This is a genomic window from Streptomyces sp. CLV115 (assembly GCF_038448545.1).
Taxonomy (GTDB): Bacteria; Actinomycetota; Actinomycetes; order Streptomycetales; family Streptomycetaceae; genus Streptomyces; species Streptomyces sanglieri.
Window position 1 is genome coordinate 77,263 of the sequence record NZ_JBCEWQ010000007.1, and the last position, 13,700, is coordinate 90,962.

The window sequence follows — 13,700 nt, forward strand, 5'->3', positions numbered from 1 at the left end:
CGGTGGCGCGGCAAGGGTCATCGGTCGGTGGCCGCCTCCGGGCCGGTGTTCACCGGGCCCAGTGCGTGGGGCGGTCGAGGGACGGCGGGAGTTTCGTCGCGGTGTCTCCCCCGGCGGCGTTGAGCTGGGACTGGGTGAGGAAGAGGCTCGTCGTGAGGTCGGCGCCGGACAGGTCCGCGTCCCGGAAGTCCGCACCTATCAGGTCGGCCAGGCGCAGATCGGCACCGGTGAGGTCCGCTGCGATCAGATACGCGCCCCGCAGGTCGGCGCCCCGCAGATCGGCACCCCTGAGCCGTGCTCCGATGAGGTCGGCGCCCCGGTGATCACGCTTCTTCCTGCGCGGCGCCGTAGCTCGTACCAGGGCGCCGGCACGGCGCAGCAGCTCGGCCACGACGTCGCGATGCCCAGCCACGTCCAGTTCGCGGAAGGCGTCCGCCGGGAGGTGGGTGAGGCGTTCCGTCTCGTCGAGGGCGCGCCGGATCTCGTGGTGGAGGGAGCGCGCCGCTTCCAGGGACAGCGCTTCCGTGAGGTACCACAGCAGCTCGTGGAGCTGCCGCATGACCGGGAACATCTGGAACATCTGCCGGGCGGTCCGCGGGGCGCCGCGCCAATCCTGTCCGTGGAAGGTCTCGCCGGAGACCTTCTGGCCCGCCCCGAAGCAGTCGTACACCGTGCAACCGGGGAAGCCCCGGGTCCGCAGCTCGGTGTGGATGCCGCAGCGGAAGTCCTCCTGGAGGTTCCGGCAGGGCTTCCCGGCGTCCTTGTCGATCGCGAAGTCCGCGGACCGTGTCAGGGTCAGTGCTACGCAGCACAGCCCGAAGCAGTTCGCGCAGTCGGCGCGCAGCGCGGCACGGTCGGTGCCGGGGCCTTGGACGTTGTCGGGCACGGTGCGTGGATCCTCCGGGTACGGATTTGTCGGACGGTCGACCCTATCGGGATCCGTCACCCGTTCGCGTTAATTTCATGATCATCGCGATGCCGGTCGGTCTTGGGTCACTCACCGCTGGGCGCCCTTCGGCCACCTGTCCGGCGCGTCGGAGCGGGGGCTTCCGGTCCGGGATCCTGCGCGCAATGATGATGGGTAATACATCTTTGTAGTGGGAGGTGGCCACGGACGTGGCGAACGCAGCAGTCGACGACATCCCTGCCCGGCGGGTACTGACCGATCCGGCCGGCCTCGCGCGGTATCAGCACGACGAGGCCGAGTGGGCCCCGTACGGAACGCCCCTGGCCGTGGTGCGTCCGCAGAGCACCGAAGAGGTCAGGGATGTGGTCCGGCACTGTCTGGCCCACCGCATTGCGCTGGTGCCGCGCGGCGCGGGCACCGGCCTTTCGGGCGGTGCGAACGCCGTGGACGGGGCGATCGTCGTGTCCTTCGAGGACATGAACCGCATCGTCCGCATCGACCCGGCGGAGCGGCTGGCCGTCGTCCAGCCGGGAGTGGTAAACGACGATCTGCGGGCGGCGGGCGCGGAGCACGGGCTCTGGTATCCGCCGGATCCGGCCAGCTCGCCCTGGTCGACGATCGGCGGGAACGTCGCCACCAATGCCGGGGGCATGTGCTGCGTCAAGTACGGAGTGACGCGCGACTACGTGCTCGGCCTCGAAGTGGTCAACGGGCTCGGCGAGGTCGTCCCGCTCGGCCGGCGCACCGCGAAGGGTGTGGCGGGATACGACCTGGCCGGGCTGATGGTCGGCTCCGAGGGCACCCTCGGCGTGATCACGGAGATCACGGTGCGGCTGCGTCCGGCACGCCCTCAGGAACGGACCGTGGCCGGATACTTCTCGTCGGTGGTGGCCGCCGGTGAGGCGGTGAGCGCCGTGACCGCGTCGGGCGTGATTCCCTCGGCCCTCGAACTGGTCGACCGCCATTGTCTCGCGGCCGTCGACGCCTGGAAGAAGATGGGGCTCTCCGCCGACGCGGACGTGGTGCTGCTGGGACGGGTCGACACACCGGGAGCCGAGGGCGACGCCGAGGCCGAGCTGGTACGGGAGTGCTTCGAGCGGGCCGGGGCCACCTGGGCCGCGGTCTCCACGGACCAGCAGGAGGCCGATGCGCTGTTCCAGGCACGCCGGCTCGCCTATCCGGCGCTGGAACGGCTCGGTCCGGTCCTGACCGAGGACGTGTGCGTGCCCAGGACCGCGGTGCCCGAGATGCTGGCCCGGATCGAGAGGACGGCGGCCCGGCACGACATCCTGGTGGCCAACATCGCCCATGCCGGGGACGGGAACCTGCACCCGCTGATCATCACGGCGCCCGGCGACGAAGCCGCCCGCGCCCGCGCCCAGTCGGCCTTCGAGGACATTCTCGACGACGCGATCGCCCTCGGTGGCACGGTGACGGGTGAGCACGGGGTGGGGCTGCTGAAGATGCGCGGCATGAACAAGGAGCTGGGTTCCGCGGTGCTGGGCATGCATCACGCGGTGAAGGCGGCGCTGGACCCGCACGGCATCCTCAACCCGGGCAAGGTGCTCGGCGGCTGAAGAGGCCGCCCGCGCCCCGCGCCAGAGCCGCTGTCAGTGGCACGACGCACACTGGCAGCGGTACGGCACGGCCGAAGGGGGACACTGATGGACACCGGGAACGGGGCCGGTTTCGAACCGGCGACCGGGGACGGTCCGAGGACTCCGGAGCCGGACACGGGACGCTCCGCTTCCGTGCGGACGGCGTTCGAGGGGATGCTGCAGATCCGTCGGCTGACGAACACCGGACACGCCGACCCGCAGCATGTACCGGCGCGATGGGAAGTGCTCCGGCCGGTACGGGCGGTCGCCATCGCCCTGGAGGCATCGGGCCTGGCCCCCTCGGCCGTCGACGGATCGGGGCTGCGGACGGCGACCGGTTACCGCTTGCAGCAGGGCGAGGCACCGGGCGGTGTCCGGGTCGAATGGCTCGGTCCGCCGGGCAGCGGGGCATCCCGCTCGGAGGAGGCCGGGCTGACCCGGTGCTCGGCGGTGCTGCGGGAGTTGGGCTGGACGGTGCTGCTGTACCGGGGAGCGCGGCGCCGAAGATTCCTGGAGGTCGAACCGCCGGCCGGGGCACGGGGACCGGACGGCGGATGACGGGCCGCCCGGCGCCGCCTTCGACCGGCATTGTCAGACCCATGGGGGATGCTGGTGGGTCCGACACCTCTGACCGGGAGATGCTGAGATGCGCAATGACGAACTCGCCGCGGCCCAGGCGTACGTCCGACTGCTGGAGGCCACCCGCGCCGCGCTCGCGGATCCCGAAGACGGCCCCTTGTACGTGCCCTTGCTCGCCTCTCCGATCGCCGAGGCCGACGGCGCGCTCCAGCGGGCCGGCCTCTGCGGCAACGAGTCCCGGTTCTTCGACCTGGTGAGCTCGCTGCAGCCGGGCATGTCCGTCGGCGGCCGCTGAACCGGGGACCTCGCGGGCGCCACCGCGATCGCAGGGTGCTCGGCAGCCCGACACGGCCGGCCGGGATCGCACCGGTCGGCCCCATGCGGGCCCTCTTCACCCCGCCGCCCCGATGCGCCACCATGCACCGAACGGCTCGTCAGGCCGGGTACTCCCACGATGAATTGATTCAACCCGCCAAGAGAACCCGACCAGCGCCTTGACTGGAAGCTTGTGGCAAACCTAGCGTACGGTTCAGATGAAACGATTCATACATCCGAACGGTCTCCGGTAGCTGGATGACTCTGCTTACGAGGTGTTCATGTCTGATGTGTCGGCCGTCAAGGCAGCTTTGAAGTCCCAGGTCATCGAAACGCCCTCGTGGGGGTACGGGAACTCCGGCACGCGTTTCAAGGTGTTCGCACAACCGGGGGTGCCGCGCGACCCGTTCGAGAAGATGGAGGACGCGGCCCAGGTGCACGCGTTCACGGGTGTGGCGCCGAAGGTGTCCTTGCACATTCCGTGGGACAGGGTCGAGGACTACGCCGCGCTGACCCGGCACGCCGAGGGGCTCGGGCTGCGGATCGGGGCGATCAACTCCAACGTGTTCCAGGACGACGACTTCAAGCTCGGTTCGGTCACCCACCCCGATCCGAAGGTGCGCCGTAAGGCCACCGACCATCTGCTGGAGTGCGTCGACATCATGGACGAGACCGGGTCCCCCGATCTCAAGCTCTGGTTCTCCGACGGCACGAACTACCCGGGACAGGACGACATCACCGCTCGCCAGGACCGGCTCGCCGAAGCGCTGGCCGAGGTGTACGAGCGGCTGGGCGACGACCAGCGGATGCTGCTGGAGTACAAGCTCTTCGAGCCCGCGTTCTACGCGACCGACGTTCCCGACTGGGGCACGGCGTACGCGCACTGTCTGCGGCTCGGTCCGAAGGCCCAGGTGGTCGTGGACACCGGGCATCACGCACCGGGCACCAACATCGAGTTCATCGTGGCGTCCCTGCTGCGCGCGGGGAAGCTCGGCGCCTTCGACTTCAACTCGCGGTTCTACGCGGACGACGACCTGATGGCAGGGGCCGCCGACCCGTTCCAGCTGTTCCGGATCATGCACGAGGTGGTCAGGAACGACGGTCTGAAGACCGGGACGAACGTCAACTTCATGCTCGACCAGTGCCACAACATCGAGGCGAAGATCCCCGCCGTGATCCGGTCGGTCGCCAATGTGCAGGAAGCGACCGCCAAGGCGCTGCTGGTCGACATGGCGGCGCTGGGTGCCGCACAGCAGTCCGGCGATGTGCTGGCCGCGAACGGCGCCCTGATGGACGCCTACAACACCGATGTACGTCCGCTGCTGGCCGAGGTGCGGGAGGAATTCGGCCTGGCGAGGGATCCGTTCGCCGCCTATCTGGCCTCGGGCAATCAGGAGCGGATCGCCGCCGCCCGGGTCGGTGGCGATCAGGCCGGCTGGGGCGCCTGAGCCCCGGGCTCCCCTCCCCCGTACGACCATCGACCGGTTCATACGGACCCCCGACCACGAAGGAAACTCATGACCTCCGCGACGCATCCCGAAGTCGCCGCGCTCCTGGAACGCGCCCACCGGATCGGCTCCGACGCCCGGAACACCAACTACGCCGGTGGCAACACCTCGGTCAAGGCCAACGGCTCCGACCCGGTCACGGGTGACGACACCGAACTGCTGTGGGTCAAGGGCTCCGGCGGCGATCTCGGCACGCTCACCGAGTCCGGGCTCGCCGTGCTGCGCCTGGACCGGTTGCGCGCCCTCAAGAGCGTGTACCCGGGGGTGGAACGCGAGGACGAGATGGTTGCGGCGTTCGACTACTGCCTGCACGGCAAGGGCGGTGCGGCCCCGTCCATCGACACGGCGATGCATGCCCTGGTCGAGGCCGCCCACGTCGACCATCTGCATCCGGACTCGGGAATCGCGCTGGCGTGCGCCACCGACGGCGAGAAGCTGACCGCGGCGTGTTTCGGCGACAAGGTGGCCTGGGTGGACTGGCGCAGGCCGGGATTCCAACTGGGTCTGGACATCGCCGCGGTCAAGGAGGCCAACCCCCTGGCCGTCGGGGTGATCCTCGGCGGGCACGGCATCACGGCCTGGGGCGAGACGTCCGAGGAGTGCGAGCACAACGCCCTGTGGATGATCCGCACCGCCGAGACCTTCCTCCAGGAACGGGGCAGGGCCGAACCCTTCGGCCCCGAGTGGGCGGGCCGTGAGCCGCTTCCCGAGGACCGGCGCCACGAGCGCGCGGCCGCGCTCGCCCCGCTGGTCCGCGGTCTGGCCTCCACCGACCGTCCGCAGGTGGGGCACTTCACGGACACCGGTCCGGTGCTCGACTTCCTCGCCCGTGCCGAACACCCGAGGCTCGCCGCCCTCGGCACGTCCTGTCCGGACCACTTCCTTCGTACGAAGGTCAGGCCGCTCGTCCTCGACCTGCCCTCGGACGCCCCGCTGGACGAGGCGGTAACACGGCTGAAGGAGCTGCACGAGGAGTACCGGGAGGCGTATCGCGCGTACTACGAGCGTCACGCCTCGCCGGACTCCCCCGCGATGCGCGGTGCGGACCCGGCGATCGTGCTGGTGCCCGGGGTCGGCATGTTCTCCTTCGGCAAGGACAAGCAGACGGCCAGGGTCGCCGGGGAGTTCTATCTCAATGCCATCAATGTGATGCGTGGTGCGGAGGCCGTCTCCTCGTACGCACCGATCGAGGAGTCCGAGAAGTTCCGGATCGAGTACTGGGAGCTGGAGGAGGCCAAGCTGCGCCGGATGCCGAAGGCCAAGCCGCTGGCCACCCGGGTGGCGCTGGTCACGGGCGCGGGGTCCGGCATCGGCAAGGCCATCGCACACCGGCTGGTCGCGGAGGGAGCGTGTGTCGTCGTCGCGGACATCGACGCGGCCAACGCCTCCTCGGTGGCGGAGGATCTCGGCGGGGCGGACAAGGCGCTCGCCGTGACGGTCGATGTGACCAGTGAGGAGGAGATCGCCGCCGCGTTCCGGGCCGCCGCTCTCGCCTTCGGCGGCGTGGATCTCGTGGTGAACAACGCCGGGATCTCCATCTCCAGGCCACTGCTCGAAACGACGGCCCGGGACTGGGATCTCCAGCACGACATCATGGCGCGCGGCTCGTTCCTGGTGTCGCGCGAGGCCGCGCGGATGATGACGGCGCAGAACCTCGGTGGCGACATCGTCTACATCGCTTCGAAGAATGCGGTGTTCGCGGGTCCGAACAACATTGCCTACTCGGCCACCAAGGCCGATCAGGCGCATCAGGTGCGGCTGCTCGCCGCCGAACTGGGCGAGCACGGCATCCGCGTCAACGGTGTCAACCCCGACGGTGTGGTGCGGGGTTCGGGAATCTTCGCGGCCGGCTGGGGCGCCCAGCGTGCGGCGACGTACGGCATCGAGGAGGAGAAGCTCGGCGAGTTCTACGCCCAGCGGACCATCCTGAAGCGCGAGGTGCTGCCGGAGCATGTGGCCAACGCCGTCTTCGCGCTGACCGGCGGGGATCTCACGCACACGACCGGCCTCCATGTTCCCGTCGACGCCGGCGTGGCTGCGGCCTTCCTCCGATGACCCCTGTCGCGGCGATGCCCTGGACGGATGTGCCGGGGCGGGCCTGCGGGGCGCCTCGGTGTTCCGCGATCACCCGGATGGGATGGTCATGTCTGTGACGTCACAGAGCGACGCGACCTTCGCCGCCGTGGACCTCGGTGCCACCAGCGGGAGGGTGATCACGGGCCTGGCCGGGCCGGAAAGGCTCACACTGACCGAGGTGCACCGGTTCGCCAATACGCCGGTCCGGCTGCCGGACGGGCTGCGGTGGAACGTGCTCTCGCTGTACCAGGGCATGCTGGACGGTCTGCGGTCAGCCGCGCGAAGCGGTCCGATCGCCTCGATCGGCATCGACACATGGGCGGTCGACTACGGCCTTCTCGACGCCGACGGGGCCCTGCTCGGGCTGCCCTTCCACTACCGCGACAGCCGGAACGGAACGGCGGCCGAGCAGGTACTGGCGGTGTGCGGGCCGCAGGAGCTGTATGCCGTCGGAGGCCTGCAGCATCTGCCGTTCAACACCGTGTTCCAGCTGGCCGCCCACCGTACGAGTGCCCAGTGGGATTCGGCACGGACGATGCTCCTCATCCCCGATCTGCTGACGAACTGGCTGACCGGCACGGTGGGCGCGGAGATCACCAATGCGTCGACGACCGGTCTGTTCGACGCGTCGGCCGGCGCCTGGTCCGACGAGCTGATCGGCAGGCTGGGCCTGGAACGTTCCTGGTTCCCGCCCTTGCGTGAGCCGGGTGACTCGGCGGGAGAGCTGCTGCCGCATGTCGCCGAGTACACGGGGCTGCCGGCCGGGACACCGGTGACGGCCGTGGCCTCGCACGACACGGCGTCGGCGGTCGCGGCGGTGCCCGCCACCGAGCCGGGGTTCGCCTATGTCTCCTGCGGTACATGGTCGCTGGCCGGACTGGAGCTGGCGGCTCCGGTACTGACGGAGGAGTCCCGTGCGGCCGGCTTCACCAACGAGCGCGGGGTCGACGGAACCGTGCGCTACCTACGCAACATCATGGGGATGTGGCTGCTGGAGGAGTGCCGCCGGACCTGGGACCTGCGGGGTGTCGCACCGGGGCTGGCCGAACTGCTCGCTTCGGCGGCCCGGGCCCGGCCGTTCGCCGCGGTGATCGATCCCGACGACGAGGCGTTTCTCCCGCCGGGTGACATGCCGTCGCGGATCGACGCCCATCTCGTACGGACCGGGCAGGTCCCGCCCGACGGGCCGGGCGGCTATGTCCGGTGTGTACTGGAGAGCCTGGCGCTGGCCCATCGCAGGACGCTGTGGCAGGCATCCGCCCTCGCGGGGCGGGAGCTGAGCCGGATCCATCTTGTCGGCGGGGGTTCGCGCAACGAGCTCCTCTGCCAGTGGACCGCTGATGCCACGGGGCTGCCCGTCACGGCCGGCCCGGCGGAGGCGACCGCGCTGGGCAACATCCTGTTGCAGGCGCGCACGCACGGGCTGGCGGGCGACCTCGTGTCCATGCGACGACTGGTGGCACGGACCCAGGAGTTGCGCCACTACACCCCACGAGGCGACCGGCGGGCCTGGGACCGGGCGGCCGCGAGGCTGGACCCGGGCTGAGCCGGTGCGGCCCCTGCCCTCGTCGGAGAACCGGGCGCCCCTCCGGGAAGCCCGGGTCTCCGACGGAACCGAAGGAAGGAAACTCATGACTGATGTCCCGCCCGCCGCGCTCGACGGTGTGCTCGCCCGCACCGCGCACCGTCGTACCCGGATCGGTCTGGTGTCCGGCGGACTCGGTGCGTACTGGCCGCAGTTCCCCGGTCTTCTCGACCGGCTGCGGGAGTCGGCCCGCTTCGTGACCGGGCAGTTCGAGGAGATGGGCTGCGAGGTCGTCGACGCCGGTTTCATCTCCGATCCGCAGGAGGCGGCGACGGCCGCGGAACGGCTCCGCTCGGCCGACTGCGACATCGTGGTGACGTTTCTGACGACATATCTGACCGCCTCGATGGTGCTGCCGATCGCCCAGCGCGCGCACGCTCCGGTGCTGGTCATCGATCTCCAGCCGACCGAGGCGATGGACCACCCGGACACCGATACGGGCAAGTGGCTGGCGTACTGCGGGCAGTGCCCGCTGCCGGAGATCGCCAATGTGTTCCGGCGCGGCGGCATCCCCTTCCGCTCCGTCTCGGGCCATCTGCGCGACGAGAACGCGTGGAACCGGATCGGCCGCTGGATCCGTGCCGCTCAGGTCCACGCGGCGCTGCGTCACGGCCGGCACGGCCTGATGGGCCACCTCTACCCCGGCATGCTCGACGTCTCCACCGACCTGACGCTGGTCTCCACTCAGTTCGGAGGGCATGTCGAAGTCCTCGAATTCGACGACCTGCGGATCCGGGTCGCCGCCGTCACGGATGAGGCGGCCGCCGAACGGGTCGCGCTCGCGCGTAAGGTCTTCGCCCTCGACGACTCGGTCGACGAGAACGATCTCGCGTGGGCCGCCCGCGTGTCGGTCGGGCTGGACCGGCTCGTGGAGGACTTCGCCCTCGACAGTCTCGCCTACTACCACCGCGGTCTGGAGGGCGAGATCCACGAGCGGCTCGGCGCCGGCATGATCCTCGGCGCGTCGCTGCTGACCGCGCGCGGCATCCCGATGGCGGGTGAGTACGAGCTGCGCACCAGCCTCGCCATGCTGATCGCCGACACCATCGGCGCCGGAGGCTCCTTCACCGAACTCCAGGCCCTCAATTTCCGGGACCGGGTGGTGGAGATGGGCCACGACGGTCCGGCCCACCTCGCCATCAGTGCCAAGGATCCGCTGTTGCGCGGACTCGGCGTCTACCACGGCAAGCGCGGCTGGGGCGTGAGCGTGGAATTCGACGTCCGGCACGGACCGGTCACCACGTTCGGCGTCGGGCAGGAGGCCGACGGGACCTTCACCTTCATCGCCTCCGAGGGCGAGGTGGTGCCCGGGCCGCTGCTGGAGATCGGCAACACCACCTCGCGGGTCGACTTCGGTTTCGACCCGGGCGAGTGGACCGATGCCTGGTCCGCGACCGGCATCGGTCACCACTGGACGCTGTGCACCGGCCATCGCGCCAAGGACCTCAGGGCCGCGGCCGACCTGCTCGGCGTCCCGTTCCGCACGGTCGACGGGCCGAACGACCTCTGATTCCCGAACGTGGCCCGCCGCCCTGCCGAGTGCTCCCGCCGTCCTGCCGAGTGCGCGCGCCGCCCCTCCGGGTGCGACTCAGTCCGTCGATCCGGAGGTGGTGGCCAGGCCGAGTTCGCGGTCGCCGAGCGGGGCGAAGAAGAGTGCGACATCGGCGTCGGTGACCCCGGCGAGAGCCGCCGGGCTCCACCGCGGGTCGCGGTCCTTGTCGATGATCTGGGCGCGCACGCCCTCCACGAAGTCGGGCCTGGTGAAGGCGGTGCACGAAGTCCGGTACTCCTGGTCGAGCACCGCCTCCAGGCTGCCGATCCGGCGCGCCCTGCGCAGAGCCGAGAGAGTCACCTTGAGCGAGGTGGGCGACTTGGTCAGGATGGTTTCGGCGGCCTGCTTGGCGGCAGGAACACCGCTGTTGTCGAGCCGCTCGACGATCTCCTCCACCGAGGCCGCCCCGTAGCAGGCGTCGATCCACTCACGGTGCGCGGCCAGTTCGCCCTCCGGCGCCGGTGAGGCGTACCGCAGCACCGTCTCCTCGATTTCGGCGGCCGTGCCGCAGCCGGCCAGGTCCGCGGTGAGTTCGGCGAGCCGCTGCGAGGGGACGAAGTGGTCGGCGAGGCCGCACAGCAGCGCGTCGCCCGCGCCGACCGCTTCCGCGGTGAGCGCCAGGTGGGTGCCCAGCTCACCGGGCGCCGCACCGAGCAGGTGGGTGCCGCCGACGTCGGGGACGAATCCGATGCCGGTCTCGGGCATGGCGATCCGGGAGCGCTCGGTGACGACACGGACGTCGCCGTGGGCCGAGACTCCTACACCGCCGCCCATCACGATGCCGTCCATGATCGCGACGTAGGGCTTGGGGAATCGGGCGATGCGGGCGTTGAGCCGGTATTCGTCGCGCCAGAAGTCCATCGACTCGCTGCCGCCGGCCCGGGCGTCCTCGTAGATGGACCGGATGTCGCCGCCCGCGCAGAGTCCCCGCTCGCCCGCCCCGGTGATCAGGACCGCGATGACCGAGTCGTCGTGCTCGGCTTCGGCGAGCGCTTCGGTGATGCGGGCCACCATGACGTGATTCAGTGCGTTGAGGGCACGTGGGCGGTTCAGCGTGATGTGCCGGACGCGTCCTTCGGTGTGCAGCAGAACTGGATCTTCGTGGTTCATGAATGCGCTCCGGTCAGCCCCTGTGCCGTATCGACCGCCGATCGCGGACGATCTTCCGCTGCCATTCTGCGGGGCGGGGCCGGCGTCGGAACAGCAGGGGTCCGGGGTCCGCGCGGCCCGACCAATCCTGTCTTCCGGCCGGATTTCGCCGGGTTTCCGCTGTGGCAACCTGCCGGAAGCGGTTCGACAATTGAGTCACCCTGTACGGGCCGCGCCGCCCGGCAGCCCCGCCCGGCGACCTCCGGAGCAGGAATGACCGATCACGACCAGCAATCGAGCACTTCCGTCCCGCCTCGCCCGCTGATCGAGAAGACGCACAACGGCGAGATCGCGACGGCACAGCGCCTTGCCATGAACCGGATGGGCAGCTTCGAATGGGATGTGGAGGCAGGGACGCTCGACATGGACGATGCCGGGCTGCTGGTGTTCGGCCTCGATCCGCAGACCTTCGATTCACGGCCCGAAACCGTACTCGACCGCCTGGAACAGTCGGAACGGAACCGTCTCGATGTGGCGATCGACGAGGCGATCAAGAGCGGTCGCAGTTCGTACAGCGTCCATTTCCGAGTGCCGATGGACAACGGCAGGGAGCAGTGGACCCACATCCAGGCACGAATACTGCGCGCCGACGACGGCCGGGCGCACCGGATCGTCGGCGTGGTTCAGGACGCCACTGCGGAAGTCACCCATTCGGCCTTCGTGCTCGATCTGGAAAAGCGGCGGCAGCGACAGACCAGCATCGTTGAACGCACAACGAGCGCGCTGTCACGTGCGGTGACCGTCGACGACGTCACCGCGGCGCTCACCGGACCGGGCGGGCTCGCCCGGCTCGGGGCGGACGGTCTCTCGCTGGCCCTGGTGGAGAACACCACGCTGAGCGTCATCGCCCTGAGCGGCGATTCGGCGGAGGCGGTCGACGGACTCGGGGACGCCGGGCTGGACCGGCGGTTCCCCCTGGCGGACACCGTCCTCAGCGGTCGGCCCCGCTTCCTGACCTCGGTCTCGGCTCTCACCCACCGCTACCCGGTGCTGGCCCCCTCCGCCGGCCGGCTGAGGTTCCGGGCCGCCGCCTATCTGCCGCTCGTGGCCCAGGCCCGTTCCCTCGGCACACTGGCGCTCTTCTACCGCGAGAACACGTCCTTCAACGCGGACGAGCGCAACCTGTGTCTGGGGCTGGCCGCCATCGTGGCGCAGTCCCTCCAGCGCGCGAAGCTCTTCGACGAGGAGCGTGAATTCGCCACCGGGCTCCAGGCCGCGATGCTGCCGCGGAGGATCCAGGAGATCGAGGGCGGCGAGATCGCCGTGCGCTACCACGCCGCCTGGAGCGGACGTCAGGTCGGCGGTGACTGGTACGACGTGATCGCGCTGCCCAAGGACCGGTTCGGGATCGTGGTCGGTGACGTACAGGGGCACGACACGCACGCCGCCGCCATCATGGGCCAGTTGCGCATCGCCCTGCGCGCGTACGCCGGCGAGGGGCATGCTCCCTCGACGGTACTGGCGCGGGCCTCGCGCTTCCTCGCCGAACTGGACACGGACCGCTTCGCGACCTGTACGTACGCCCAGGTCGATCTCGCGTCGGGCACGGTGCGTGTGGTCCGCGCCGGGCATCTGGGTCCGCTGATCCGGCACATGGACGGGCGGGTCGGCAGCCCCCAGGTGCGCGGCGGAATGCCGCTGGGCATCTCGACCGATTTCGAGGACGAGGAGTTCCCGGAGACCCGGCTCGACCTGGTTCCGGGCGAGACGCTGGTTCTGTACACCGATGGGCTGGTGGAAGAGCCGGGCGCCGACATCGACACGGGGTTGCAGGCTTTGATCCATGAGGTGAGCACGGGGCCGGCGAGCGCCCAGGCGCTGGCCGACCATCTCTCGGACCGGCTCTGGGAGCGTTGGGGTTCGGGCGACGACGTGGCTCTGCTGGTCCTTCGGCGCAGCCCGGACCCCGGTTCGCCAAGGGCACCACGGCTGCACCAGTACGTTCACCAGGCGGACCCCGAGGGACTTTCCGACGCCCGGAACATCGTGCGCCAGGCCCTGACCGACTGGGACATGGCCGAACTCGCCGACGACGCCGAGCTGGTGACCGGCGAACTGCTGGTGAACGTCCTGCTGCACACGGAGGGCGGCGCGGTCCTCACGCTGGAGGTGCTGCCGGAGCCGGTCCGGCGGGTCCGCCTCTCCGTCCAGGACCGCTCCAGTGCCTGGCCGAGACGGCGCAGTCCGGGCGAAACCGCCACTTCGGGCCGGGGGCTGCTGCTCCTGGATGCCGTCGCCACCCGCTGGGGCATCGAACCTCGCGGCGAGGGCAAGGCGGTCTGGTGCGAGATCGGGCCCCCGGGGCCGCCCGTCGTCGCTGCCCGGCCGGCCGGGCAACAGGTGTGACGGCGTGTCGAAAACCGTGCCGCCGCACGCACCGGGCGTGCGGCGGCACGGACAAGACCGGTGGTCCCGGCACTACCGGTGTCGG

10 protein-coding genes are annotated in these 13,700 nt (G+C 70.2%); 8 read left to right on the top strand and 2 right to left on the bottom strand.

Annotated elements, in window-relative coordinates; translation table 11 throughout:
* Positions 1-49: 49 nt before the first annotated feature.
* Entirely contained in the window at positions 50-886 is an 837-nt protein-coding gene (locus AADR41_RS04540) for a pentapeptide repeat-containing protein (protein WP_342280055.1), read from the bottom strand.
* 230 nt (positions 887-1,116) lie between these two features.
* On the opposite strand from AADR41_RS04540, the gene AADR41_RS04545 reads away from it, so the two are divergent.
* The 7 genes from AADR41_RS04545 (at position 1,117) to AADR41_RS04575 (ending at position 10,078) form a co-directional block, all read left to right on the top strand.
* A complete protein-coding gene (locus AADR41_RS04545; protein ID WP_342280056.1) occupies positions 1,117-2,484 on the top strand; it encodes an FAD-binding oxidoreductase in 1,368 nt (455 codons plus the stop codon).
* 87 nt (positions 2,485-2,571) lie between these two features.
* Positions 2,572-3,063, top strand: coding sequence for a hypothetical protein (locus AADR41_RS04550; protein ID WP_342280057.1), 492 nt, complete (start codon positions 2,572-2,574; stop codon positions 3,061-3,063).
* 88 nt (positions 3,064-3,151) lie between these two features.
* Positions 3,152-3,379 (top strand): hypothetical protein, encoded by a 228-nt coding sequence (locus tag AADR41_RS04555; RefSeq protein ID WP_342280058.1) that lies wholly within the window; start codon positions 3,152-3,154, stop codon positions 3,377-3,379.
* 301 nt (positions 3,380-3,680) lie between these two features.
* Complete coding sequence (gene rhaI, locus AADR41_RS04560) at positions 3,681-4,847, top strand: L-rhamnose isomerase (RefSeq protein ID WP_342280059.1); 1,167 nt, start codon at positions 3,681-3,683, stop codon at positions 4,845-4,847.
* A 69-nt stretch (positions 4,848-4,916) separates the two neighbouring features.
* The gene (locus AADR41_RS04565; protein ID WP_342280060.1) at positions 4,917-6,962 is read left to right on the top strand and encodes a bifunctional aldolase/short-chain dehydrogenase; all 2,046 of its coding nucleotides are present in this window, start codon (positions 4,917-4,919) and stop codon (positions 6,960-6,962) included.
* 88 nt (positions 6,963-7,050) lie between these two features.
* On the top strand, positions 7,051-8,529 hold the full coding sequence (locus AADR41_RS04570; RefSeq protein WP_342280061.1) for a rhamnulokinase: 1,479 nt from the start codon (positions 7,051-7,053) through the stop codon (positions 8,527-8,529).
* A gap of 85 nt (positions 8,530-8,614) precedes the next feature.
* A complete protein-coding gene (locus AADR41_RS04575; RefSeq protein WP_342280062.1) occupies positions 8,615-10,078 on the top strand; it encodes an L-fucose/L-arabinose isomerase family protein in 1,464 nt (487 codons plus the stop codon).
* A gap of 78 nt (positions 10,079-10,156) precedes the next feature.
* Here AADR41_RS04575 and AADR41_RS04580 read toward each other — a convergent pair whose 3' ends face one another.
* A complete protein-coding gene (locus AADR41_RS04580; RefSeq protein ID WP_342280063.1) occupies positions 10,157-11,230 on the bottom strand; it encodes an enoyl-CoA hydratase/isomerase family protein in 1,074 nt (357 codons plus the stop codon).
* Between the two features lie 252 nt (positions 11,231-11,482).
* Here AADR41_RS04580 and AADR41_RS04585 point away from each other — a divergent pair, with 252 nt between their 5' ends.
* Positions 11,483-13,615: a SpoIIE family protein phosphatase gene (locus tag AADR41_RS04585; protein WP_342280064.1), complete on the top strand. Its 2,133-nt coding sequence runs from the start codon at positions 11,483-11,485 to the stop codon at positions 13,613-13,615.
* Positions 13,616-13,700: the final 85 nt, after the last annotated feature.